The sequence below is a fragment of the Enterobacter sp. ECC-219 genome (assembly GCF_043966805.1).
Lineage (GTDB): Bacteria > Pseudomonadota > Gammaproteobacteria > Enterobacterales > Enterobacteriaceae > Enterobacter > Enterobacter cloacae_N.
The window spans coordinates 4047947-4072602 of sequence record NZ_CP143680.1; the positions used below are offsets into that span (position 1 = coordinate 4047947).

The 24656-nt window shown below is 56.5% G+C and carries 21 protein-coding genes; 8 read left to right on the top strand and 13 right to left on the bottom strand.

Features of this window, described 5'->3' with window-relative positions:
- Positions 1–19: 19 nt before the first annotated feature.
- The 5 genes from V1603_RS19230 to V1603_RS19250 all read left to right on the top strand — a co-directional run bounded on the left by V1603_RS19230 (position 20) and on the right by V1603_RS19250 (position 4476).
- Positions 20–415: a CidA/LrgA family protein gene (locus V1603_RS19230; RefSeq protein WP_248194152.1), complete on the top strand. Its 396-nt coding sequence runs from the start codon at positions 20–22 to the stop codon at positions 413–415.
- Positions 412–1107 (top strand): CidB/LrgB family autolysis modulator, encoded by a 696-nt coding sequence (locus V1603_RS19235; protein WP_029740398.1) that lies wholly within the window; start codon positions 412–414, stop codon positions 1105–1107. The genes V1603_RS19230 and V1603_RS19235 overlap by 4 nt, the downstream gene beginning before the upstream one ends.
- 129 nt (positions 1108–1236) lie before the next feature.
- Positions 1237–2121 (top strand): cytidine deaminase, encoded by an 885-nt coding sequence (gene cdd / locus V1603_RS19240; RefSeq protein WP_116338702.1) that lies wholly within the window; start codon positions 1237–1239, stop codon positions 2119–2121.
- Between the two features lie 126 nt (positions 2122–2247).
- Entirely contained in the window at positions 2248–2967 is a 720-nt protein-coding gene (gene sanA, locus V1603_RS19245; protein WP_028013857.1) for an outer membrane permeability protein SanA, read from the top strand.
- 120 nt (positions 2968–3087) lie between these two features.
- Complete coding sequence (locus V1603_RS19250) at positions 3088–4476, top strand: glutamine synthetase family protein (protein ID WP_166712714.1); 1389 nt, start codon at positions 3088–3090, stop codon at positions 4474–4476.
- 49 nt (positions 4477–4525) lie between these two features.
- Here the strand turns inward: V1603_RS19250 and mglC are convergent, their stop codons facing one another.
- The 7 genes from mglC to V1603_RS19285 form a co-directional block, all read right to left on the bottom strand.
- On the bottom strand, positions 4526–5536 hold the full coding sequence (mglC, locus tag V1603_RS19255) for a galactose/methyl galactoside ABC transporter permease MglC (protein ID WP_013097952.1): 1011 nt from the start codon (positions 5534–5536) through the stop codon (positions 4526–4528).
- Between the two features lie 15 nt (positions 5537–5551).
- A complete protein-coding gene (mglA, locus tag V1603_RS19260; RefSeq protein ID WP_163330238.1) occupies positions 5552–7072 on the bottom strand; it encodes a galactose/methyl galactoside ABC transporter ATP-binding protein MglA in 1521 nt (506 codons plus the stop codon).
- Between the two features lie 79 nt (positions 7073–7151).
- Complete coding sequence (gene mglB, locus V1603_RS19265) at positions 7152–8150, bottom strand: galactose/glucose ABC transporter substrate-binding protein MglB (RefSeq protein WP_395313107.1); 999 nt, start codon at positions 8148–8150, stop codon at positions 7152–7154.
- A gap of 295 nt (positions 8151–8445) precedes the next feature.
- Entirely contained in the window at positions 8446–9468 is a 1023-nt protein-coding gene (gene galS, locus V1603_RS19270) for an HTH-type transcriptional regulator GalS (RefSeq protein WP_163330239.1), read from the bottom strand.
- Positions 9469–9623: 155 nt separating this feature from the next.
- Complete coding sequence (gene yeiB, locus V1603_RS19275; RefSeq protein WP_395313108.1) at positions 9624–10781, bottom strand: DUF418 domain-containing protein YeiB; 1158 nt, start codon at positions 10779–10781, stop codon at positions 9624–9626.
- A gap of 18 nt (positions 10782–10799) precedes the next feature.
- A complete protein-coding gene (gene folE, locus V1603_RS19280) occupies positions 10800–11468 on the bottom strand; it encodes a GTP cyclohydrolase I FolE (protein WP_116338692.1) in 669 nt (222 codons plus the stop codon).
- A 102-nt stretch (positions 11469–11570) separates the two neighbouring features.
- A complete protein-coding gene (locus V1603_RS19285) occupies positions 11571–12719 on the bottom strand; it encodes a YbfB/YjiJ family MFS transporter (RefSeq protein WP_116338690.1) in 1149 nt (382 codons plus the stop codon).
- A gap of 138 nt (positions 12720–12857) precedes the next feature.
- On the opposite strand from V1603_RS19285, the gene fghA reads away from it, so the two are divergent.
- Positions 12858–13685: an S-formylglutathione hydrolase gene (fghA, locus tag V1603_RS19290; RefSeq protein WP_116338688.1), complete on the top strand. Its 828-nt coding sequence runs from the start codon at positions 12858–12860 to the stop codon at positions 13683–13685.
- A 66-nt stretch (positions 13686–13751) separates the two neighbouring features.
- On the opposite strand, the gene cirA is transcribed toward fghA, so the two are convergent.
- From cirA to yieE, 3 genes are all read right to left on the bottom strand, one after another.
- Complete coding sequence (gene cirA, locus V1603_RS19295; RefSeq protein WP_166711807.1) at positions 13752–15722, bottom strand: catecholate siderophore receptor CirA; 1971 nt, start codon at positions 15720–15722, stop codon at positions 13752–13754.
- A gap of 224 nt (positions 15723–15946) precedes the next feature.
- Positions 15947–17416 carry an amino acid permease gene (locus V1603_RS19300; RefSeq protein ID WP_061097614.1) on the bottom strand — a complete coding sequence of 490 codons (1470 nt, stop codon included), beginning with the start codon at positions 17414–17416 and terminating at the stop codon, positions 15947–15949.
- A gap of 158 nt (positions 17417–17574) precedes the next feature.
- Complete coding sequence (yieE, locus tag V1603_RS19305) at positions 17575–18441, bottom strand: DNA-binding transcriptional regulator YeiE (RefSeq protein ID WP_116338684.1); 867 nt, start codon at positions 18439–18441, stop codon at positions 17575–17577.
- Positions 18442–18538: 97 nt separating this feature from the next.
- Here yieE and V1603_RS19310 point away from each other — a divergent pair, with 97 nt between their 5' ends.
- Positions 18539–19585 carry a YeiH family protein gene (locus V1603_RS19310; RefSeq protein ID WP_395313109.1) on the top strand — a complete coding sequence of 349 codons (1047 nt, stop codon included), beginning with the start codon at positions 18539–18541 and terminating at the stop codon, positions 19583–19585.
- 64 nt (positions 19586–19649) lie between these two features.
- Entirely contained in the window at positions 19650–20507 is an 858-nt protein-coding gene (gene nfo / locus V1603_RS19315) for a deoxyribonuclease IV (RefSeq protein ID WP_233002580.1), read from the top strand.
- A 46-nt stretch (positions 20508–20553) separates the two neighbouring features.
- Here nfo and fruA read toward each other — a convergent pair whose 3' ends face one another.
- From fruA to fruB, 3 genes are read right to left on the bottom strand one after another with little or no spacing between them, the layout of a single operon-like run.
- A complete protein-coding gene (gene fruA / locus V1603_RS19320) occupies positions 20554–22245 on the bottom strand; it encodes a PTS fructose transporter subunit IIBC (RefSeq protein ID WP_233002579.1) in 1692 nt (563 codons plus the stop codon).
- Between the two features lie 16 nt (positions 22246–22261).
- Positions 22262–23200, bottom strand: a complete 939-nt coding sequence (gene fruK / locus V1603_RS19325; RefSeq protein WP_116338677.1) for a 1-phosphofructokinase — start codon at positions 23198–23200, stop codon at positions 22262–22264.
- The gene (fruB, locus tag V1603_RS19330; protein ID WP_116338675.1) at positions 23200–24330 is read right to left on the bottom strand and encodes a fused PTS fructose transporter subunit IIA/HPr protein; all 1131 of its coding nucleotides are present in this window, start codon (positions 24328–24330) and stop codon (positions 23200–23202) included. Before fruB ends, fruK begins: the two co-directional genes overlap by 1 nt.
- Positions 24331–24656: the final 326 nt, after the last annotated feature.

The window sequence follows — 24656 nt, forward strand, 5'->3', positions numbered from 1 at the left end:
TTCAGCAAGGACTATCACCATGAGCAAATCATTGAACATTATCTGGCAATATCTGCGCGCATTCGTCCTGATTTACGCCTGCCTGTATGCCGGGATTTTCATCGCGTCGCTGCTGCCCATCACCATTCCCGGCAGCATTATCGGCATGCTAATCCTCTTTGTTTTGCTGGCGCTGCAAATCCTGCCCGCAAAATGGGTCAACCCCAGCTGCTTCGTCCTCATTCGCTATATGGCGCTGCTTTTCGTGCCAATCGGCGTCGGGGTTATGCAGTATTTTGATTTGCTCAAAGCCCAGTTCGGCCCGATTGTGGTCTCATGCGCGGTCAGTACGCTGGTGGTTTTCCTGGTGGTGAGCTGGAGTTCGCATCTGGTGCATGGCGAACGCAACGTGATCGGGGAGAAAACAAAAAAATGATGGCTAATATCTGGTGGTCGCTGCCGCTAACCCTGGCGGTGTTCTTCGCCGCGCGCAAGCTTGCCGCACGTTTCAAAATGCCGTTGCTGAACCCGCTGCTGGTGGCGATGGTGGTCATTATTCCGTTCCTGCTGCTCACCGGCATTCCTTATGAACGCTACTTTGCCGGCAGCAAAATTTTAAACGACCTGCTGCAGCCTGCCGTTGTGGCGCTCGCCTTTCCTTTATATGAGCAGCTCCACCAGATCCGCGCCCGCTGGAAATCCATCATTACCATCTGTTTTGTGGGCAGCCTGGTGGCGATGATCACCGGCACGTCGGTAGCGCTTTTGATGGGGGCCTCGCCGCAGATTGCCGCCTCGATTCTGCCAAAATCGGTGACCACACCTATCGCGATGGCTGTCGGTGGCAGCCTGGGCGGGATCCCGGCCATCAGCGCGATGTGCGTCATTTTCGTCGGTATTCTCGGTGCGGTGTTTGGTCACACCCTGCTGAACGGGATGCGTATTCATACTAAAGCGGCACGGGGACTGTCGATGGGGACCGCCTCCCACGCCCTGGGCACTGCCCGCTGCGCGGAACTGGATTATCAGGAAGGGGCGTTTAGCTCGCTGGCTCTGGTGATCTGCGGGATTATCACCTCCCTGCTGGCCCCGTTCATTTTCCCGCTGATTCTGGCGGTGATGGGCTAAAATTTGCGATGCGTCGCGCAAATTTCATTTTGATTTCATAAGTTGCATACATAATGAGAAGTGGATCACATATAAAGCCCTAACGGCTCCGTAAACTACCGATCCATTAACCTTTATGAGGCAAACGCCATGCACCCACGTTTTCAAGCTGCCTTCGCCCAGCTTGCAGAGAATTTGCAGTCAGCCCTTGCTCCCGTTCTGGCAGATGCACACTTCCCCGCCCTGCTGACCGCGGAGCAGGTCACGGTGCTGAAACAGGCAACGGGACTGGACGAAGACGCGCTGGCTTTCGCACTGCTTCCCCTGGCTGCCGCCTGCGCGCGGGCCGATCTCTCCCACTTTAACGTCGGGGCCATTGCGCGCGGAATCAGCGGTACCTGGTACTTCGGCGGCAATATGGAGTTCCTGGGCGCGACCATGCAGCAGACCGTTCACGCCGAGCAGAGCGCCATCAGCCACGCCTGGCTGCGCGGTGAGAAAGCCCTGAGCGCCATTACCGTTAACTACACCCCCTGCGGCCACTGCCGTCAGTTTATGAACGAGCTGAACAGCGGGCTGCAGCTGCGCATCAACCTGCCGGGACGCGCGCCGCACACGCTGGGCGATTACCTGCCTGACGCCTTTGGCCCGAAAGATCTGGAGATCAAAACGTTGCTGATGGACGAGCAGGATCACGGTTTCGCCCTGTCCGGCGATGACCTGAACCAGGCGGCCATTCGCGCGGCGAACAAAAGCCACACGCCTTACAGCAAGTCCCCGAGCGGCGTGGCGCTGCAGTGCCGCGACGGCCGTATCTTCACCGGCAGCTATGCGGAAAATGCCGCGTTTAACCCAACGCTGCCGCCGCTGCAGGGCGCGCTCAACCTGCTGAGCCTGAACGGCTACGATTATCCGGACATTCAGCGCGCCATTCTGGCCGAAAAAGCCGATGCGCCACTGATCCAGTGGGATGCCACCGCCGCGACGCTCAAGGCGTTAGGCTGCACGACGATCGACCGCGTCCTGCTGGCATAAACCTTCCGGCGGACAGAAATGTCCGCCACGTTGCTGAAAAACCCCTCAGTTGAGTCGCTGTTTCTTGCGCTAACCAGGCGGGTAAAGTAGCCTGAGTTAAATTTCATCCACGAACGAGCCATCTCCATGTTAAAGCGCGTTTTTTACAGCCTGTCTGTCCTGGTCGGCATACTGCTGTTTATCGTGCTGGGTCTCGACCGCTGGATGAGCTGGAAAACCGCCCCCTACATCTTTGACGATCTGCAGGACCTGCCCTATCGTCAGGTTGGCGTGGTGCTCGGCACCGCCAAGTATTACCGCACCGGGGTGATCAACCAGTACTACCGCTACCGCATTCAGGGCGCGCTGAACGCCTACAATAGCGGCAAGGTAAACTACCTGCTGCTAAGCGGCGATAACGCCCTGCAAAGCTATAACGAGCCGGTGACAATGCGGAAGGATTTGATTGCCGCTGGCGTCGATCCTGCCGATATCGTGCTCGACTACGCCGGATTCCGCACCCTGGACTCCATCGTGCGTACGCGCAAAGTCTTCGACACCAACGACTTCATCATCATCACTCAGCGCTTCCACTGCGAGCGAGCGCTGTTTATCGCGCTGCATATGGGCATTCAGGCGCAGTGTTATGCCGTGCCGTCGCCAAAAGATATGCTGAGCGTGCGCGTCCGCGAGTTCGGCGCGCGTTTTGGCGCTCTGGCCGACCTCTACATTTTCAAACGCGAACCGCGCTTCCTCGGCCCGCTGGTGCCGATCCCGGCGATGCATGAAGTACCGGAAGACGCGCAGGGTTACCCGGCCGTCACCCCGGAGCAACTGCTTGATATGCAGAAAAAAGAGAAAAAATAGCCCGCCTTTATACTTTCTTTACGCCGGGCCTGACGCTTTTTATCCCCCCTTTACGCCGCCCCCTTTATGCTGAGTTCACTGCCGCTACGGCTTCATTGAAGAATGACTATGAACTCGATAATGAATGCGTTTTTCCTGAAAAGTCTCCGTCCCTATTTTAACTTTCCCGGTTTATCGCTTCCTGGCGCACTCAATTCCGGCCTTTGGCTTGATGAAAAAATTGACGCGCTGCAGCACAACGTTTCGGTCGAAGTCGCGGATTATCTCGAACGTTACCCGCAGACGAAACATATTGACGTTTACCTGAACGATATCAACGGCATTATGCGCGGCAAGCGGCTCCCGGTAGAGAGCATGCTGGCGCTGGAAAAAGGCTGTTACTTCCCCCTCTCCGTCTACTCTATGGATCAGAAAGGAAAAATCGCCGCCCCGCTTCATGATGAACCGGACCGACTCTGCCTCCCCGTCGCCGGTTCCCTGCGCCCCTGCCCGCAGGATCCGCAGCACAACGCGCAGATCCTGCTGACGATGCAAGACAGCGACGATAAACCCTGCCCGCTGGAGCCACGAGTCATCCTGCAGAACGTCCTGTCCCGCTTCCACCAGCACGGGCTCTATCCGGTGATTGCTCCGGAAATCGAATTCTATCTGACGGGTCAACGCGATCGGGATCCGCAAAATCAGGGGTGTTTTCATATGGATACCTCAACAACCCATGCGGCACTGTTTGACGAGCTTGAACAGCTGGCGCACCTTCAGCGCATCCCGCTGTCCGGGATCGTGGCGGAAGCCGAATCCGGTCAGTACGAATTAAACCTGAAACACAGCCATCGCGTCATTGAGGTCTGCGATAACGTGCTTGCCCTGCGCCGAATGACCCGTTACGTAGCCGAAAAGCACGGCCTGCAGGCCAACTTTATGGCTAAGCCTTTCAGCCAGCTGTCCGGCAGCGGTTTACACTTCCATTTCAGCCTGAATAACAGTCGCGGCGAAAACGTTTTTGCTTCTCCGGTGAACGCGCTTAACAGCATGATGCGTTTGTGCATCGCAGGGCAGCTGGCGCTGATGCCCGCCTCTATCGCCATCCTTGCGCCGGGCGTCAACGCGTTTCGTCGCCTGCGTAAAAACCTGACGGAACCCGTCTTTAACTCCTGGGGCTATAACACCCGCTCCGCCGCATTGCGTATTCCCTGCTCGGAGGACAGCAACCGCCGCATTGAGTACCGGCTGGCCGGGGCGGACGCCAATCCCTATCTGGTCGCCGCCACGATCCTGACCGGCATGCTGTACGGGCTGGAAAATATCGACGAGGACGATTTGCCTGAACCGCAGCATGATGAACCCGCCCTGCCGCTGTTTCAGCAGGAAGCAATCGAGACATTTTCCCGCTGTCAGTACCTTACCGACAGCCTGGGTGACGCCTTTTGCGAACAGTGGGTGGCCTGTAAGCTTTCAGAGCTCGACTGGTTTGAGAGCATTGTGACCCGCGAAGAGTCACATCTGGCGTAGGGCATAAAAAAGCCCGCTCGGTGAGCGGGCCGCGTAACGCGAGGAGCAACTACTTCTTGCGCGCGTACTTCAGTGAATCCAGCGCCACCGCGAAGATAATGATGGCACCCTTGATGATGTACTGCCAGTACGGGTTCACGCCGATGTAGGTCAGGCCATAGTTGATGACGGTGAAAATGATCACACCGGTCACCACGCCAAGCACGGTACCCACACCGCCGCTGAACGAGACGCCGCCGACGACGCAGGCAGCAATTGCATCCAGCTCGTACATGAAGCCAAGGTTGTTGGTTGCGGAGCCGATGCGGCCCGCTTCCAGCATTCCACCGAAGGCGTAGAACACACCGGACAGCGCGTAAATCATCAGCAGGTTCAGGGCAACGTTTACGCCGGAGACTTTCGCCGCTTCCGGGTTACCGCCGATTGCGAAGATGTTTTTACCAAAACGCGTTTTGTTCCACAGGATCCAGACGAACGCCACCGCAATCAGCGCATAGAAGGTGATGTACGACAGGCGGAAGCTGCCCAGCGCGATAAACCCTTGTGTAAAGGTCGAGAAGCCGCTGTCAAAGCCCGAAATCGGTGACGCCCCCACAAAGTCGTAGTAGAGGGAGTTGATGCCGTAAACGATGATCATCGTTCCCAGGGTGGTGATAAATGGTGTCACGTTCAGGTAAGCGATGATGATACCGTTGATCAGGCCAATCACCGCCCCGATGGCGCAGACGATCAGAATCACCACGAAAATCGGCATGGTCGCCATTTCCGGGAACACCTTGTTGGCGTTTTCCATCGATTGCAGCAGGGTTGCCGCAATAACCGCCGCCAGGCCGACCTGACGGCCGGCAGACAGGTCCGTCCCCTGGGTGACGATAAGGCCCGCCACGCCCAGCGCGATGATGATACGCACCGAGGACTGGGTCAGAATGTTACTCAGGTTCAGCAGGCTTAAGAACGTAGGGTCCTGGAAAATAATAATGGCCAGCAGGACTAAAAGAACAACGTAAATACCGCCTTCTTTCAGGTAAGTGAGAAAACTTTTTTTATTTAACGCACTCATGAGGAGCCCCTGATCTTAAAGGTGCAAAGACGCAAGACGCAAAATTTCGTTTTGCGTTGTCGTTTTGGTGTCAACAATACCGGCAACGAGACCATTGCTCATAACCAGAATACGGTCCGTGATCCCTAACAGTTCCGGCATTTCGGAAGAAATAATAATGATCCCTTTATTCTTTTTCGCCAGCTCGGCAATCAGCTGATAAATTTCAAACTTCGCGCCGACGTCAATACCGCGGGTCGGTTCATCCAGCATCAGAATTTCTGGCTGGGTTAATAGCCAACGGCCGATAATGACTTTCTGCTGGTTACCGCCGGAAAGCGAACCAATTTGGGTACGGTGGCCCGGTGTTTTCACGCGCATGGAGTCAATTACCCATTGGGTATCGCTCTTCATGCGGGAGTTATCCAGCAGCCCGACTTTGTTTTTGTAATTACGGATATTAGAGATTAACGAGTTAAAGTTAATATCCAGATAAGCATAAATACCGGTCGAACGACGCTCTTCCGTCACCAGCGCAAAACCGTTATTAATGGCTTCGTTGGCATTGTGGTTGTTAATTTTCTTCCCGTGCAGCGTGATGGTGCCTTCGGCTTTCTCGCGGATGCCAAACAGGGTTTCCACAATGTCGGTACGCTTTGCCCCCACCAGGCCAGCAATGCCCAGAATTTCCCCTTTGTGCAGGTCGAAAGAAACATCGCGAATGGACGGCTGACGCAGCGAGGTCAGATTGCGCACTTCCAGGATCACTTCGCCCGGCCTGTTCTCTTTGTCCGGGAAGCGCTGGTTCAGAGAGCGGCCGACCATCATGGCGATGATCTTGTCCATGTCCAGCCCTTCCAGCGGCTGCGTTGCAATCCACTGGCCATCGCGCAGGATGGTAATTTCATCGCACAGCTGGAAGATCTCTTCCATTTTATGCGAGATGTACACAATGCCGCAGCCGCGATCTTTCAGCTTACGAATAATGGTAAAAAGGTGGTTAACCTCTTTTTCCGTTAAAGACGAGGTGGGTTCGTCCATGATGACGATTTTCGCGTCATAGGAGAACGCTTTGGCAATTTCGATCATCTGCATTTGAGAGACGGATAATGTCCCCACGCGGGCGCGCGGATCGATATCAATATCCAGCTCATCAAAAATTGCTTTGGTGTCGCGATACATTTTGTCCTGATCGACAAAGACACCTTTTGTGGGATAACGACCCAACCACATGTTATCCATCACCGAGCGTTGCAGTACCAGGTTTAATTCCTGGTGAACCATTGAGATACCGTTTTCCAGTGCTTCTTTTGCTGAATGGAAATCGATCTCTTTCCCCTGAAAAAGAATGCTGCCAGAATCTTTTTGATAGATCCCAAAAAGACATTTTAATAATGTTGATTTACCCGCACCGTTCTCCCCCATTAATGCATGAATAGAGTGAGGCCGGACTTTTAAATTAACATTATCGAGTGCCTTAACACCGGGAAATGACTTGTTAATACCGTTCATTTCCAACAAGTATTCACCGGTTGACTGAGTAGTTGTGCTGACCATAATTATACCTTGTTGGCCTCGCATATCGCGTTATAAAAGGGCGCAACAGGTTGCGCCCAGTGAAGACAATGTAGATTGCTTATTTACCGATAAACTCAGCCAGGTTGGACTGGTCTACGCCCACGTAAGGCACGCGAACGATTTTGTTGTCAATTTTCCAGCTGGTGCCATCCGCCGCGCCTTTACCATCGGCGAGGTTTTTCGCCAGATCGAAGGTCGCTTTCGCCTGGTTGTTGGCATCGTTCAGAACGGTACCGGCCATCGCGCCAGATTTAACCAGCGCCAGCGCTTCTGGCAGAGCATCCACGCCAAATACCGGGATGGTAGATTTATTGTGGGCTTTGAGCGCTTCAATTGCACCCATTGCCATCGCATCGTTGTTGGCAATGACGACTTCGATTTTGTTCGCGTTCGGGCCGGACAGCCACGCGTCCATCTTATCTTTCGCCTGAGCGGTATCCCACATCGCGGTATCTAACGCCAGCTGCTGGGTTTTCAGGCCCTTGTCGTTCAGCTCTTTGATAACGTAAGTGGTACGGGCTTCAGCATCCGGGTGGCCAGGCTCACCTTTCAGCAGCACGAACTGAATCTGACCGTCTTTGTTCAGGTCCCAGTTCGGGTTCGCCGCCCAGTGTTTCGCGATCAGATCGCCCTGAATAATGCCGGACTCTTTGGAGTCAGTACCGACGTAATACGCTTTGTCATAGCTGTCCAGCGCCTTACGGGAAGGTTCTTTGTTGAAGAAGACGATTGGCACATTCTGGCCACGCGCTTTCTCGATAACCGTGCCTGCTGCCGCCGGGTCAACCAGGTTGATCGCCAGAGCCTTAACGCCTTTTGCCAGCAGAACGTCGATCTGATCGTTCTGTTTGGACTGGTCGTTCTGGGAGTCATTCATCAGCAGCTGTACGTCTGGCGCTGCTTTCGCATCTTTCTCAATCGCTTTACGCACAACAGACATGAAGTTGTCGTCGTATTTATAGATGGTCACACCAATACGGGTATCCGCAGCGTGCGCTGCTGCACCAAAAAGCATGCTTGCCATTACAGCAGACAGGGTCAACACCTTCTTATTCATGGTATCTCCGGTTTTTTTTATGCAGGGTAGTTCTTGTGAATAACGATCGGCAGGCAGGTGTTAATAAAACGTTACTGACAGCCGACGTTCACTTATAAAATTTCTATCTTCCGTGGTCGGTAACGCTCCAGAAATGCGTTTTATTCGTTGTTTGCGGCACATTGGCTATAGTGAAAGTGAATAATCACCGTTACATAGCGTTTCAGCCCCTAAAACGCTGACATCATAGTCAGCGCCTTGTTAAGATACTGTGAATTTACTCACAGATTGAAAACGGTTACATCACCTGATGTAATCAGTTAGTGATCGGAACCACAATTTGCCTGGCCGCGACTGAATGACGACGCACCAGCGTCGGCATGAAGCAGTGCGTTGCCCCTGGATCCAGCAGCCCTGCCGCTCCCTGTAGCGCCAGCTCGGTCGCCAGTTTCGCCATAGAAGCAATGGGATAGCGCACCGTGGTGAGCTGCGGGTCGGTGTAACGGGCAATCGGAATATCATCGAAACCAATCAATGACAAATGCTGTGGCACCGCAATGCCGTTATCCTTCAGCGCAGTCAGCGCGCCCGCGGCCATGCTGTCGTTATAGGCAAACACCGCGGAAAGCTGCAGATTTCGGCCCAGCAGTTCCACCATTGCCGCTTCACCGCCCTGCATGTCCGGCGTTCCGGTGCCGATCCAGCTTTCTGATGACATAATGCCTTGATCTTTCAGGGCGTTTTGCCACCCCTCACGCCGCAATGCGTCATCTTCAATTTGATGGCTGGACGCCAGATAGCCGATCCGCTGATGGCCGTTATTGATCAGCATTTTGGTGGCCATCATGGCGCCGCTGACGTTATCCAGCCCGACACAGCGATGGGCATAGCCCGGGACGATGCGGTTGATCAGTACCATACCCGGGATCTGCTCCATAAACCCGGCCAGCTCTTCATCGCTTAAGGCTTTTGAGTGAACAATCAGAGCGTTGCAGCGCTGGCGGATCAGCACTTCAATCGCATAACGCTCCTTTTCCGCCTCGTGATAGCTGTTGCCAATCAGCACATATTTCTGATGCTGCTGGGCGACCACATCGACCGCTTTTACCAGCGCACCGAAAAAGGCGTCCGAGACATCCATCACCACCACGCCGATGGTATCGCTGACCTGCGTTGCAAGCGCCTGGGCATTGGCATTTGGTCGGTATCCGAGCTGGGTCACGGCTTTCATTACGGTTTCACGGGTTTCAGGGCTGACCAGCGCGCTGTTGTTCAGCACGCGGGAGACGGTAGCCACAGAAACGCCCGCCAGACGGGCGACGTCACGAATGGTGATCATATTCACCATCCTTCAAAGGATTGCAGCAACTCACAGACACCCCCTGTGTTTAGCAAGGTGGCTATTTTGGCAGCGAGCGAAAGGGGACTACGTGAAGAAGGTCACACTCATGAAAACGCTTACATCCGTTTTGTTAATGATTGTGATCCAGATCGTTATCTGGATGTATTATTCAATGATACCCCTGAAGCATGTGCGGTTAACTGACGCCACACCCACTCCAGCGGCCCCTGGCGGAAATAACGCAGCCAGATAACAGAAAACGCCAGGTTAACCACCCAGACCGGAATAACAAACGCCAGCAGCCCGAGGCGGTCGAATTTCATAAACAGGCCAAAGCGATAGAAAAGCGTGGTGCAGAGCAGCGTTTGCAGGAGGTAATTGCTTAACGCCATACGGCCTACGCAGGCCACGGCGCTGATGATCCACAGACGAGAGAGCTGCGGCCAGAAACCATAGATCAGCGCCGCATAGCCGATGGTCTGGAACGGCGCGCTGAGCTCACGCGGCACCTGGAGCAGAAACGCGCACCAGCGGTAATCCCAGTGAAGGTGCCACTGCGCAATCACCGCCGGAAGATTAATCAGCACGCCGATCAGAACCAGCCCCGCCCCGGTGCGGCGGTAGTGACGCAGGCTAAACTCCCCTTTCAGCCAGCCGGTGCGCATCAGTGACGCCCCCATCAGCATCATGCCCGCCAGTTGCCAGCCGTATTGCGCCCCCAGGGCAAGCAGATTGTCCCCCAGCATATCCGCGCGGTTGCTTATCGCTTCCGTACCGCCTTTCAGCTTCCAGTACTGTTCGTACTGCAGGTTAGCGGCATCCGGGATCCAGGAACGGTTTGTCGCATCACCGGAGATCAGCCCCAGCAAAAACAGAACGCAGAGCCCCATGAGATAGAGCATCACGCCGGTGTTAAACAGGCTTTTCACGCTGTGCGCATCGCGAATGAGCCGCCAGCAGATCAGCCCGACTAACCCATAAGCGAGAAGAATATCACCATCCCAGAAGAACAGGCCGTGGATAAACCCGAGGATGACCAGCAGCGTTAAGCGCGACTGGATCCAGCGCGTGCCGCGTTTGAGCAGAAGCTGCAGGCCCGCGCCGAACAGCAGCGCAAAAAGCGTGAGGAATTTAACCTGGGCAAACAGATCGAGGAGCGCCCACGTCCAGGCATCGCTTCGGGTGATGTCGCCGTACCAGGCGGGATTGAGGTAAGCGGCCTTCGGCAGACCGAAGGCGCTGATGTTCAGCAGCAGGATACCCAGTATGGCGACGCCGCGGACAAAATCGAGCGTGACGTTTCGCTCCATGGTCCCTGCCCTGTTTGATTAGTTGTGGTGACGCACGGCGCGCAGGAACTCCTGGCGGGTGTTCTGGCTCGATTTAAACAGGCCGCCCAGCGAGGTGGTGGTGGTCGCACTGGTCGCATCACGCACGCCGCGGGCTTTCACGCAGTAATGAACCGCGTCAATGGAGACCGCCACGTTATTGGTACCCAGCAGCGTTTGCAGCGCGATCAGGATCTGCTGCGTCAGACGCTCCTGAACCTGCGGGCGCTGCGCGAAGAACTGCACAATACGGTTGATCTTCGACAGGCCAATCACCGTGTCTTTCGGGATATACGCCACGGTCGCTTTGCCGTCGATGGTCACGAAATGGTGCTCGCAGGTGCTGGTCAGGGTGATATCCCGTACTGTGACCATCTCGTCCACCTTCATCTTGTTTTCGATGACGGTAATTTTCGGGAAGTTGGCGTAATCCAGTCCGGAGAAAATTTCGTCAACGTACATTTTCGCGATACGCTTAGGCGTTTCCATCAGGCTGTCATCGCTCAGATCGAGATTCAGCAGTTGCATGATCTCGGTCATATGCCCGGAAATCAGTTTCTTACGGGTTTCATTGTCCATATCCTGAACCGGCGGACGCAGTGGCGTTTCAAGACCGCGCGCGAGCAGGGCTTCGTGGACCAGGGCAGCTTCTTTACTGAGTGATGACATTTTGTTCTCCTGCAGGTGTGGCGTCTTTTGCCCTCGTTGTGGCAAAAGTATGCGCTCATTGTGCGTGAGGCGACGCACATAATCCAGTATTCACGACGATAATTATTGCAATTGCTGTTGCCTTTCAGCGTGGCGATTCCAGACCAGGGCACCGGCGACAAACAGCGCAACGCCCGCCAGCCCCAGCGCAGGCTCCAGCCGGTGGGTTAGCCAGGTCGATACCGCCGAGGTCACCGGACCAATCAATTGCCCGATGGCATACCCGGTGGTGAGCAGCCCCGCCATATAGCGCGTGTGGTGCGGTGCCAGCTCGCGGCCGTATAAAAGTGAGAGCTGCACCGCGCAGAGGAACCCGCCTCCCACCAGCAGCCCGCCCGTCAGCAAGCCGCCAATGCCCGGCAGCAGCCAGGCCGCCAGCACGCCAGCTCCCTGTAACCACAGCACGATGGCCAGCCTGCGGTTAGCCGTTGAGGTGTGGCGCAAAAGAATGCTGAGCGCAATCCCCACCACGGCGGCGGCACCAAAAATTGGCCAGACAAACTGGGCAAACAGGCTGCCGGGAAAGCGCACTGCCGCCATTTGCGAAAGGAAGGTCGCCGGGAGGATATAGCCAAATCCCGCCAGGCTGTAGCTCCAGACCAGGCGCCTTAAATCCGTCGTCAGCACCAGCGGCTCTGGCGCGGTGCCGGGTCGATGAAGCTGCCCGGATCGCGGCAGATAGCGCGCCACCAGCGCAACCAGTACCAGTGCCAGCACGCCGTAGATTTGCCATGCCGCACCGGCCGAAAGGGATTTCGCCTGAATATAAACCGCGAGCAGGCCGCTCAGGGCGATACCAGCTCCGGGCCCGGCAAAAACAGCCGCACTAAGCCCGGGTTTACCCAGCTGTCCCAGCCGCTCGTTGGTCCAGGCAGCAATCAGCACCATTGACCAGCCGCTCATGCAGCCAATCACAAAGCGCAGCAGGCCGTGCACGACGGCGTTATCAGCCGCGGCGGAGAGCAGGGTCAACGCAACCGCGCCGGTGATGCCAAGCCAGAGTCGCGTTTCAACAAAGCGGTGCGCGCGCATGGCATCCCATGCGCCCACCAGATAGCCCAGATAATTCATCGCCGCCACCAGGCCCGCGCTGGTCAGCGTGAGTTGCCCGGCGGCAATCATCAGCGGCACCTGAGGGGTAAAGGCAAAGCGCCCTATCCCCATCGCCACCACCAGAACGACAAACCCACTAAGCGCAATACGCAGCGCCATGACCGCTCCAATTGTTAAAGAAAAGTAAATTTATGATGCAGCATCTCGCCGTTCCGCGAAAGTGAAAGTTGCTCACAGGTAAATGAAAACGCTGTATTATGGCTCTAATGAATAGCTATTCTCATTAAGGAGCCCTGCATGGAACTGCTCGAAGAGCACCGTTGTTTTGAAGGTCGACAGCAGCGCTGGCGGCACGACTCCACCACGCTGAACTGCACCATGACGTTCAGCATTTTCCTGCCGCCGACGGAAAATCCGCCGGTTCTGTTCTGGCTGTCAGGCCTGACCTGCAACGACGAAAACTTCACCACCAAAGCGGGCGCGCAGCGTATTGCCGCCGAGCTGGGCATTGCGCTGGTGATGGCTGATACCAGCCCGCGCGGCGATGATGTGGCGGACGATGCCGGGTACGATTTAGGTAAAGGCGCCGGATTTTATCTCAACGCCACCGAACAGCCGTGGGCGAGCCATTACCGCATGTACGACTACATTCGCGACGAGCTGCCTGCGCTGATTAAGGCTGAATTTGCGGTAAGCGACCGCTGCGCCATCAGCGGACACTCCATGGGCGGACACGGGGCGCTCATCATGGCGCTGAAAAACCCGGGGAAATACGTCAGCGTCTCTGCGTTCGCGCCGATTGTGAACCCAACGCAGGTGCCGTGGGGACAAAAAGCTTTCACACACTATCTGGGTGAGGATGCCGAGAAATGGCAGGAATGGGACAGCTGCGCGCTGATGCTGGCAAGCGATTCGGCGAGCGCGATCCCGATGCTTATCGATCAGGGCGATGCGGATCAGTTCCTCGCCGGACAGCTACAGCCTGCGGTGTTGGCTGAGGCGGCACGCCAGAAGGACTGGCCGCTGACGCTGCGCATTCAGCCGGGATACGATCACAGCTATTACTTTATGGCGTCCTTTATCGAGGATCATCTCCGCTTCCATGCGGAGCATTTGTTTGGGTAAGTGCGCGTCATTGCCGGGTGGCGGCTTCGCCTTACCCGGCCTACGTTCGCTTTTACCCTCGTCGCATCAGAACTTATAATCCACGCCCACAAAGTAGCGACGGCCATCTTCCGTGTAGCTGTAATCGTCACGGCTCAGGTCTTTATCCAGCAGGTTCTGCACGCCCGCGCGCAGCTTCACGCTTTTCGTCGCCTGCCACGCCGCGCCGGTGTTCCAGATGACATATCCACCCGGCGTTGGTGCACTGCTGGTCAGCGCGCGCTTCTCGCCGGTGTAATTGCCCTGAACATAGAACGACCAGTCCTGCGTCGCCTTCCAGTCAACGGTCCCGTTAGCCGTATGGAACGGCAGCTCGGACAGTGGTTTGTTGCCGCCGTTGCTGATATCGCGACCGTCGTTATAGGTGTAGTTCAGCGTCACTTTCCAGTCTTCCGCCAGCGGGAACTTCACTTCGGTCTCCACCCCACGGATGCGCGCCTTGTTGACGTTGTAATAGCGGAAAATCGGTTCGCCGTCCGCGTTCAGACCAACGTAGTTAGGGTAGCTCTGCGCCTGTTTTGCATTCGCCGTACGGCTGATGCTGATGCGGTCATCCACGTTATTCTGGAAGGTGGTGACGCTGGCCTGCACGCCCTCTAACCAGCCCTCTTCCCCGCTGTAGTACAGACCGAACTCGAAGCTCTCGCTGGTTTCCGGCTTCAGATCCGGGTTACCGACAATCTCACAGGCGCCGCGGCACGAGCCGGTGACCCAGTCCGGGCTCAGCTGCAGCAGCGACGGCGCTTTAAACGCGGTTGCCCAGCCCCCTTTCACCGTCACGGTATCCGTCGCGTTATAGACCAGATAGGCTCGCGGACTCCAGTGATCGCCGTAGGTATCATGGTCATCCATACGGATGCCGGTGGTCAGCGCCAGCGGCTCAAAGATACGCCATTCGTCTTCGAGGAACAGCGCATACTGGCTTGTTGACGTACTGCTGCTGGAGCCCCCCGTCAGGTTGACCGGATCTTTCAGCTTATCGTGACGCCATTCGCCGCCAAAGGTCAGCAGCTGATTAATATCGCCCAGCGGCAGCACGTATTTCCCGTCTACCGCGTTGCTCTCGGAGGTGATGGGATTGCTGTTGCCCGGGTTTTTGTTATCCACCTTCTCACCGTAAACTTTCAGCTCGCTGTTGCCGACGCCCCAGCGGCCGTTATGGCTGAGAGAGTAGTTCTGACGCTCAAGGCGGTTTTTGTCGAGGGAGTCTGAATCGCGATCCTGGCGGTCAAAGCCGTAGCCCGCAGTGAAGTCGTGGTTTTCTGTTGGCGTCCAGGCGAATTCCACGTTGGCATCACGGCTGGTGAAGCCCTCAATGCGCGGCGTTTCACCGCTCGCCGTGGTGGAGGATTTCTGCTGCCCGTCTTTCTCACGCTTCGCGAGGCTACCGTAGGCTTTCAGGCCCAGCAGGCCGTCCACCAGCGGACCGCTGGTATAAAACTGACCGTTATACGTGTCGCCACGATCGCGGTGTTCCTGAAGGGTAGAATCCGCGCTCAGGGTGCCCGTCCACTTCTGGCCGATTTTTTTGGTGATAATGTTCACCACGCCGCCGAGAGCATCAGAGCCGTAGAGAGAAGACATCGGTCCGCGGACCACTTCGATGCGTTCGATGGCGTCAACTGGCACCCAGTTAAGGTCGAAATCGTTATGGCGGAAGACCGCGTTGCGTGAGTTTACGCGCTTGCCGTCGATCAGGATGAGCGTGTAGCTGCTGTCCAGACCGCGAATACTTACCCCTTTACGGTTGTCCCCTTCGCTCGTGAGCTGTACGCCCGGCACATCCCGTAACACATCTTTCAGGTTCTGAACGGGTTTGCGCTGCAAATCTTCCTGGGTAATCACGCTGATACTTGCCGGTGCGTCTTTCAGGTTTTGCTCGGTCGCGGAGGCCGTTACAACCATTGTGTCGCCAGATTCCGCTGCGATGACAGGCAGTGCCAGGGACATTGCGGACGCGCATAGTCCTCCCCTGACGACGGGATTCAACCTAAACATTCCATATCTCCATGAGGTAAATACAACTCAATCAAAAATCATCGCTCACAGTGCCTTGTTGTCCGCCCACATCTGCGGTGGGTCGGTAGCACGCTTATTTTTTGATAACGATAAAGCAAACGATAATTATTATCAATTAAATTGTTAAAAATTATATCTGCCATTCATACTGTGGAGATAAAAAAGCCCGCTCAAGTGAGCGGGCTGAAAGAGAGGAAGCGCGGTTATTGTTTAAATCGTTCCGGGAAATCCATTTCACTGTAGCGAACGAAGCGGGTTCCTTTCGTCAGTTTGTAGCCGAACCAGATGACCAGGAACAGCGGAATACCAATATAGGTGGCCGTGACGGCACCCCAGTCAATGGTGTCCGCAAGGAAAGCTTCATAGTTCTGTCCCAGGGTAATAATCAGACACAGAATGAAGGCAAAAATCGGCCCCAGCGGGAAGAAGCCAGAACGGTACGGGAGGTTATTCAGGTCGTGACCCTGCATAACGTAGCCGCGGCGGAAACGGTAGTGGCTGATGGCAATGCCCAGCCAGGCGATAAAGCCCGTCATGCCGGAGGTATTAAGCAGCCACAGGTACACGGTCTGGTTGCCGAACATAGAGGTCAGGAAGCAGAGGCCCGCAATGACCGTGGTGGCATACAGCGCGTTACGCGGGACGCCACCGCGGGACAGTTTCGAGAAAATACGCGGCGCTTTACCGTCGCAGGCCAGGGTGTAAAGCATACGGGTGGACGCGTACATACCGGAATTACCCGCCGACAGCACCGCCGTCAGGATCACCGCGTTCATTACCGCCGCCGCAGAAAGCAGGCCTGCGTGCTGGAAGACCAGGGTGAAAGGGCTGACGCTGATGTCTTTGACGTCATTACGCAGCAGGCTTGGATCGGTATACGGAATGATCAGGCTGATAATCAAAATAGCGAACACGTAGAACAGCAGAATACGCCAGAACACCTGACGCACCGCGCGCGGAATGTTCTTCTCCGGGTTCTCGGATTCACCGGCCGCGATACCAATCAGCTCCGTTCCCTGGAAGGAGAAGCCGACAATCATCGCCACGCCAATCATCGCCGAGAAGCCCCCGGCAAACGGCGCATCGCCTATCGTCCAGTTGCTCCAGCCCGCAGGTTCAGCCCCTTTGAAAATCCCCACGATCATCGCCACACCGACGACGATAAAGATGATGACGGTTGCCACTTTGATCAAAGAGAACCAGTATTCCGCTTCGCCGAAACCGCGCACGGAGATGTAGTTCAGCAGGAAGATAACGGCCAGGAACAGGGCGCTCCAGATCCAGCCCGGCGTGTCCGGGAACCACCAGGTCATCACCAGCTGTGCGGCAACGAGGTCAACGGCGATAGTGACGGCCCAGTTGTACCAGTAGTTCCAGCCCAGCGCGAAGCCGAAGCCTTCCTCAACGTATTTTTGTCCGTAGGTCGAAAACGAACCTGACACCGGCATGTACGCTGCCAGTTCGCCCAGACTGGTCATCAGGAAATAGACCATCAGGCCAATCAGGATATAAGAGAATAATGCCCCACCCGGGCCGGCTGCCGAAATCGTTGCGCCAGAGGCAACGAAAAGACCTGTACCGATGGAGCCGCCAATGGCGATCATCGTCAGGTGACGCGCCTTGAGTTCACGACGTAGCGTGGGCGCTTCTGTGGTTTTAGTTTCTGAAACCATGTGAAAATGCTGTCCATTTAATAAATGAGGCGCGATTGTAGCAGACGATCTCCGTTCCTTCCGGCAGAAATACCCTGTTATAAGAGAGCTTCATGACGCGTCCAGGATTATAAGTAACGCATTATTTTTCCCTCTCCCATTTGGGGTGAGGGGCGCTTTTACATCTCGCAGTAGCGCAGAAAACGCTGCAGCGAGCTGGAAAGGTGTTTCTGACGATGGTGGATGCACCATAGCGTGCGCACCAGTTTCGGGAGCGGAATGGGAATTTCCACCAGCGACCCCGTCTCAAGCTGTTCGGCAATGACGCGCCGGGAAAGACAACTGATGCCCAGGCCATGACGCACCGCGTGCTTGATGGCCTCAGAGTTCCCCAGCTCCATTCCCAGCTGGAAATGCGGCAGATGCGACAGCAGCAGGTAGTCGACAATCTCACGCGTACCGGAGCCCTGCTCGCGGAGGATCCACTGCGCCTGCGCCAGCCGCTCAAGCGTCACCTCGCCCTGCAATAACGACGAGGCCGGAGACGCAAACACCACCAGCTCGTCTTCCAGCCAGGGCTCGGCAATGATATCGACGTTATGGCAAGGGCCTTCGATAAGACCGATATCCACGCGGAAATCGATCACCGCGTTGATCACGTCCTGGCTGTTGCCCACGCTCATCTCCAGCGGCAGAGTCGGGAAATCCCGACGGTAGCGCGCTATCACTTCCGGCAGGATATAGTTTCCGATGGTGCTGCTGGCAAACACGCGGATCGCGCCGTTGTCTTCGCGGAACAGCTGTTCGATTTCGATAGCCTGCTCCAGCAGCGCCAGCGCGCGCGGGTAAAGCAGGCGGCCATGTTCGTTGACCACCAGACGCTTCCCTACCCTGTCGAACAGCTGAACGCCCAGCTGCCCTTCAAGATCGGTCAACGCCGCGCTGACCGCAGACTGCGAGAGCGCCAGCATTTGTGACGCCTGGGTCGTCGAGCCGCTTTTCAGCACCTCGGCAAACACTTCCAGCTGACGCAAAGTAATGTGCATGGTTACTTACCACTTATATAGATTAATTATAAGTATATAATCAATTTTATTTTTAAGCCAGAGCGCCGTAACCTTTAGCCAGACAAAGGAGAAGGTTATGTCAGAAATCACCTTACAATATCATCGTACAGTGTGGCACTTCGTGCCGGGTCTCGCGCTCAGCGCCGCAGTGACCGCCGTTGCATTATGGGGCGGCAGCATCCCGGCTATCGCAGGCGCAGGTTTTAGCGCGTTGACGCTGGCCATTTTGCTGGGCATGGTCGTGGGTAATACCGTTTACCCGCATATCTGGAAATCCTGCGACGGCGGCGTGATCTTTGCCAAACAGCACCTGCTGCGCCTCGGGATCATTCTTTACGGCTTCCGCCTCACCTTTTCGCAAATTGCGGACGTGGGCGTGAGCGGAATTGCCATTGACGTCCTGACCCTGACCAGCACCTTTTTACTGGCGTGCTTTATCGGTCAGAAGATCTTCGGCCTGGACAAGCAAACCAGCTGGCTGATCGGCGCAGGCAGCAGCATCTGCGGTGCGGCGGCAGTGCTGGCGACGGAGCCGGTCGTAAAAGCCGAAGCCAGTAAAGTAACGGTCGCCGTCGCGACGGTGGTTATCTTCGGTACGCTGGCGATCTTCCTTTACCCCGCGATGTATCCGCTGGTGGCGCACTGGTTTAGCCCGGAAACCTACGGCATCTATATCGGTTCGACCATGCACGAAGTAGCGCAGGTGGTGGCGGCAGGTCATGCCATCAATCCGGAAGCGGAAAACGCGGCAGTCATTGCCAAAATGCTGCGCGTGATGATGCTGGCGCCGTTCCTGATTTTCCTGGCCGCACGGGTTAAACAGCTGGCCCCGGCTGGCGGCAGCGAGAAAAGCAAAATCACCATTCCGTGGTTTGCGATCCTGTTCATCGTGGTTGCCATCTTTAATTCCTTCCACCTGCTGCCGAAAGCGGTGGTGGAGATGCTGGTGACGCTGGATACGGTGCTGCTGGCGATGGCGATGGCGGCGCTGGGGGTGACCACCCACGTCAGCGCGCTGAAAAAAGCCGGTGCGAAGCCGCTGCTGATGGCGCTGGTGCTCTTCATCTGGCTGATTGTGGGCGGCGGCGCGATTAACCTCGCCGTACACAGCCTGATGGCATAAACCATCTCGTCCTTCTCCTGTTAACCCGCTATCATAAGCGTTTCGGGTTAACAGGAGTCTTTTTATGAAATATGTTGGAGCGCACGTCAGCGCTGCCGGTGGCCTTGCGAATGCCGCCATTCGCGCCGCCGAAATCGAGGCGACCGCTTTCGCCCTGTTCACCAAAAACCAGCGCCAGTGGCGCGCCGCGCCGCTCACCGCCGACGTGATTGACGACTTCAAAGCCGCCTGTGAGAAATACCGTTACGGGCCGGGCCAGATCCTTCCCCACGACAGCTATCTGATTAACCTCGGGCATCCGGTTCAGGAAGCGCTGGAAAAATCCCGAGAGGCGTTTCTCGATGAAGTGCAGCGCTGCGAACAGCTCGGGCTGACGCTGCTGAACTTCCATCCGGGTAGTCATCTGATGCAAATAGATGAAGACGCCTGTCTGGCGCGCATTGCCGAATCCATCAACATGACGCTGGATAAAACCAAAGGCGTGACGGCAGTGATTGAAAACACCGCCGGTCAGGGCAGCAACCTCGGCTTCAGGTTTGAGCATCTCGCGGCGATTATTGACGGCGTGGAAGATAAATCCCGCGTGGGCGTGTGCATTGATACCTGCCACGCGTTTGCGGCCGGGTACGACCTGCGCACCACCGAGGCGACGAAAAACACGTTTGATGAGTTTGAGCGAATAGTCGGCTTTAAGTACCTGCGCGGGATGCACCTGAACGATGCGAAAAGCGCGTTCGGCAGCCGCGTTGACCGTCACCACAGCCTGGGTGAAGGCAATATCGGCCACGATGCGTTTCGCTTTATCATGCAGGACGCTCGCTTCGACGGTATTCCGATGGTGCTGGAAACCATCAATCCGGATATCTGGGCGGAAGAGATTGCCTGGCTGAAGGCGCAGCAAACTGCTGAACAGGCGGCATAAAAAAAGCCGGGTTGCGTTAGCACCCGGCTTTTTTATTGCTTACCGCTTACGCTGCTTTTGCCACAACTTCCGCTTCCGGACGTTTCAGCACCGCGTAAGACAGACCCGCCACCAGCGTACCAGCAATAATCGCCAGCAGATAACCCAGGACCGGGGTGATGGCGCCAGGGATCAGCAGGACGAACAGACCGCCGTGCGGAGCCATCAGCTTCGCGCCAATCGCCATGGAGATGGCACCCGTTACCGCGCCGCCGACGATACAGCACGGCAGAACACGCATCGGGTCACGCGCCGCGAACGGAATCGCGCCTTCGGTAATGAAGCACAGGCCCAGCACCAGCGCCGCTTTGCCACCTTCCTGCTGCGCTTTGTCGAACTTACGACGGGCAATAATCGTCGCCAGGCCGAGCGCCAGCGGTGGCACCATACCAGCCGCCATGATCGCCGCCATCGGCGCGTAGGTCTGGGTACTCAGCAGGCCAACGCCAAACGCGTACGCCGCTTTGTTCACCGGACCACCCATGTCGGTACACATCATGCCGCCGAGGATCGCGCCCAGCAGAACCGCGTTCGCCGTACCCATGGTTTGCAGCCAGTGGGTCAGACCCGCAAGGATGCCCGCAACCGGCTTACCAATCAGGTAAATCATCGCCAGACCGACCACCAGGCTGGAGATCAGCGGAATGATCAGAATTGGCTTCAGCGCTTCCATACTCTGCGGCAGCTTCAGCTTCGAGCTAATCAGCTTCGCGACGTAACCGGCGAGGAAACCGGCGATGATACCGCCGATAAAGCCGGAACCGGTGCTCACCGCCAGCATACCGCCGATAAGACCCGGGGTCAGACCCGGACGGTCAGCAATAGAGAAGGCGATAAAGCCTGCCAGCACCGGCACCATCAGCGCGAACGCGGAGCCGCCGCCAATCTGCATTAACGCTGCCGCCAGCGTGCCCTGCTCTTTAAAGGCTTCAATACCGAAGGCGAAGGAGAGCGCAATACACAGGCCGCCAGCCACCACCATCGGCAGCATGTAGGAGACGCCGGTCAGCAGGTGACGGTATGCGCCCGCAGACTCTTTTTTCCCTTCGGTCGGGGTTTTGGCTGCGCCAGTGGCCTGATACGGTTTGGCTTCTGCCAGTGCCTTATCAAATTCCTGCGCGGTCTTTTTCAGCGCCAGGCCGGTAGAGGTGCGGTACATCGGCTTGCCGGCAAACTTCGCCAGATCCACTTCAATATCTGCCGCCACAATCACCAGATCGGCTTCAGCGACCTCTTCCGGCGTAATGGCATTGCCCGCACCCACGGAGCCACGAGTTTCAACCTTCACCCACCAGCCGCGTTTTTTCGCTTCGGTTTCAATGGCTTCAGCCGCCATAAAGGTGTGCGCCACACCCGTCGGGCAGGCCGTGACCGCAACAACGCGTTTCGGCCCCGAGGCCGCAGCCGGAGCCGGAGCCGCCGCGACCGGCGCGCTGTAGACGGTCGCGTGACCTTTCGCTTCGCTCAGGAACAGTTCCGGGTGTGCCACCGCGCGATTAATATCGCCCAGCCACACTTTTTTGCCGTTCAGGGCGCTGTCAGCGGGGATTTTATCGCCCAGGACAATCGCCAGCTCTGCATCGCCTGGGTTATCAATGATGTCCAGGTGTGCTTTTTGTGCCGCCGCGCCCAGCAGGGTCTTCGCCATGTAGGCGCGAGCCTGTCCGAGACCGGAGTCAATGATCAGCAGCGTTTTCATTATTCCTCTCCTGCTGTTAGTTAAAAGGTTTTAAGTCAACGCGCGCCATCATCGCGGCTAACTGGGTACGATCGGTAATACCGACATTGCTCTGGCTCACGGCCAGGGCTGCAACGGCGGTGGCAAGACGTAACGTATGTTCACTGGATTCACGCATCAGCAGGCCGTAAATCAGGCCGCCAACCATGGAATCCCCTGCGCCAACGGTGCTCACAACTTCCATTGACGGCGGTTTGGCAATCCATTCACCTGAAGCGTTAACCCACAACGCCCCTTCTGCACCCAGCGAGATCACCACGTGAGCAATACCCTGCTCGCGCAGCGCATGGGCAGCCTCAATCACATCTTTTAATTCCGGCAGCTTACGGCCTGCCCAGATCTCCAGTTCGCGGCGATTTGGCTTCACCAGCCACGGAGAGGCTTTCAGACCCGCAACCAGCGCGTCGCGGCTGCTGTCGAAGATAATGCACGGGCACTGGCTGCGCAGGCGCGTCATCCAGTCGGTAAACGCTTCCGGGCTGACGCCGGACGGCAGGCTTCCGCTGACGCACACCATGTCGAACTGACCAAGCCAGGTCAGGGAGTCGTTAACAAAGCGCTCCCAGTCAGCTGGCGTCACTTCGAAGCCAGAGAAGTTCAGATCGGTCACTTCACCGTCTTTCTCCGTCAGCTTAACGTTGATGCGGGTACGGCCCTGCACAACCTGGAAACGGTTGGCAATGCCCAGCTCGCTGAACAGCTGCTGGAAACCATCCTGGTTATCTTTACCCAGGAATCCGCCCACGGTGACATCGATACCGAGATCCTTGAGCACTTTCGCGACGTTAATCCCTTTGCCCGCAGCATGCAGGCCAGTGGTACGCACGAGGTTGACTTCGCCGCGCTCAATTTCCGGGCAAAACCCCACCAGGTCATAAGCCGGGTTCAGCGTAATAGTCGCAACACGTCTGCTCATTATGCGCCCTCCCCCAGACCCGCCGCGATGGCGTCGCCAATCGCTTTCAGCGCCTGTTCAGCATCTGCACCCTGCGCGGTGAAGCGCAGACGATGGCCTTTCTTCACGCCCAGCGCGACGACTTTCATCAGGCTACGGCCGTTGGCCGGTTTGCCCGAACCATCCAGGTTGGTCACGGTAATCTCGCTTTCAAATTGTTTAATGGTATTAACCAGCATTGTGCCCGGACGGGCATGCAGGCCGTGTTCGTTACGCACCACGAACTCGGCGTTCAGCACATCATCGGTGAGTGCGTCGTCACTGGTCAGCAGGGCCAGCACGGTCGCGGCATCGGCGTTCAGCAGTTTTTCAGCTTTATTGTTGAGCAGCAGATCGCCCAGACGCTTCAGCACCGAAACCGGCTGCTCATCGTTCATCGCCACGGTCACCAGCATGGCTGCTGTCTCACCCTCAACGTCGAACGCGGTGGCCGCGCGGCTCACTGCAATCGCGCTGCGCAGGTTGCCCTCAGCGCTGTCGTTCAGCCAGATACCCTGGCCAAGATTCAGCGGTTTATCGTTAATCACGCGCGTCACAAAGGCGGCATCAGCGGCACCCGCTTCTTTCAGGCGACCCGCGTTCAGCGCCTGCAGCGTGACCAGGTCGGAGGCCACAACATCCAGCGTCAGCGTGTCGTTATCGAGTTTCAGCGCTTCGCTCTGTTTTTCGCCCATCAGCAACGCACGCAGCTCTTCAGCAGTCGTTGCAGACTTCAGCTGTTCCGCCACGGAGTCATCGCTCAGGACATGCGTCAGCTGACGCAGCAGGCCTAAGTGTTCGTCGCTACTGGCCGCGATACCGATAGCCACATAAGCCACCTGGCCGTCGCCCCAGAGTACGCCCTGCGGGAACTGATAAACCTTCACGCCGGTTTTCAGCACCTGGTCGCGGGTGTCGGTTGTGCCGTGCGGAATGGCAATGCCATTGCCGAGGAAGGTGGAGGTCTGCTGCTCGCGCGCCAGCATACCGTTTACGTAGCCGTCCGCGACGTTACCCGCCTGCACAAGGGCAGCGGCAACCTGACGAATGGCCTCTTCTTTATCCCCGGCCTGAGCGCCCGGGTGAATATCCTGAACAGATAACTGGAACATGGTTCTCCTCTCCTGCTGAAAGTGAATCGTTTCAGCTTACATGAGAAAAAATGCGCTAGCCTGCTCCGTTTTTTTAAACAAGATAGCGCTGAAACGTTTCAAAAAGTCTTGCGCTTTCTGCAATGGCTTGCAAGAAAAGTCGTCTTTCCGATATCAGAATTTAGAGATACTGCACATTTCTTCTGCGCTCAGCTGAATTTTGCTGAAGTTCAGCAAACCAGTTTCAGCTAAGTTCAGCCAGGTGGGGCGTAAGTTGAAATGCCATTTTGATTTTTCGTGGCGTAATTGACTTCACCCACTGTTTATTTTTTAGCTGACGGCGTAAA

Coding starts and splice junctions, on each gene's coding strand:
- V1603_RS19230 (WP_248194152.1), top strand. CDS start 20: ATGAGCAAATCATTGAACATTATCTGGCAATATCTGCGCGCATTCGTC.
- V1603_RS19235 (WP_029740398.1), top strand. CDS start 412: ATGATGGCTAATATCTGGTGGTCGCTGCCGCTAACCCTGGCGGTGTTC.
- cdd (WP_116338702.1), top strand. CDS start 1,237: ATGCACCCACGTTTTCAAGCTGCCTTCGCCCAGCTTGCAGAGAATTTG.
- sanA (WP_028013857.1), top strand. CDS start 2,248: ATGTTAAAGCGCGTTTTTTACAGCCTGTCTGTCCTGGTCGGCATACTG.
- V1603_RS19250 (WP_166712714.1), top strand. CDS start 3,088: ATGAATGCGTTTTTCCTGAAAAGTCTCCGTCCCTATTTTAACTTTCCC.
- mglC (WP_013097952.1), bottom strand. CDS start 5,536: ATGAGTGCGTTAAATAAAAAAAGTTTTCTCACTTACCTGAAAGAAGGC.
- mglA (WP_163330238.1), bottom strand. CDS start 7,072: ATGGTCAGCACAACTACTCAGTCAACCGGTGAATACTTGTTGGAAATG.
- mglB (WP_395313107.1), bottom strand. CDS start 8,150: ATGAATAAGAAGGTGTTGACCCTGTCTGCTGTAATGGCAAGCATGCTT.
- galS (WP_163330239.1), bottom strand. CDS start 9,468: ATGATCACCATTCGTGACGTCGCCCGTCTGGCGGGCGTTTCTGTGGCT.
- yeiB (WP_395313108.1), bottom strand. CDS start 10,781: ATGGAGCGAAACGTCACGCTCGATTTTGTCCGCGGCGTCGCCATACTG.
- folE (WP_116338692.1), bottom strand. CDS start 11,468: ATGTCATCACTCAGTAAAGAAGCTGCCCTGGTCCACGAAGCCCTGCTC.
- V1603_RS19285 (WP_116338690.1), bottom strand. CDS start 12,719: ATGGCGCTGCGTATTGCGCTTAGTGGGTTTGTCGTTCTGGTGGTGGCG.
- fghA (WP_116338688.1), top strand. CDS start 12,858: ATGGAACTGCTCGAAGAGCACCGTTGTTTTGAAGGTCGACAGCAGCGC.
- cirA (WP_166711807.1), bottom strand. CDS start 15,722: ATGTTTAGGTTGAATCCCGTCGTCAGGGGAGGACTATGCGCGTCCGCA.
- V1603_RS19300 (WP_061097614.1), bottom strand. CDS start 17,416: ATGGTTTCAGAAACTAAAACCACAGAAGCGCCCACGCTACGTCGTGAA.
- yieE (WP_116338684.1), bottom strand. CDS start 18,441: ATGCACATTACTTTGCGTCAGCTGGAAGTGTTTGCCGAGGTGCTGAAA.
- V1603_RS19310 (WP_395313109.1), top strand. CDS start 18,539: ATGTCAGAAATCACCTTACAATATCATCGTACAGTGTGGCACTTCGTG.
- nfo (WP_233002580.1), top strand. CDS start 19,650: ATGAAATATGTTGGAGCGCACGTCAGCGCTGCCGGTGGCCTTGCGAAT.
- fruA (WP_233002579.1), bottom strand. CDS start 22,245: ATGAAAACGCTGCTGATCATTGACTCCGGTCTCGGACAGGCTCGCGCC.
- fruK (WP_116338677.1), bottom strand. CDS start 23,200: ATGAGCAGACGTGTTGCGACTATTACGCTGAACCCGGCTTATGACCTG.
- fruB (WP_116338675.1), bottom strand. CDS start 24,330: ATGTTCCAGTTATCTGTTCAGGATATTCACCCGGGCGCTCAGGCCGGG.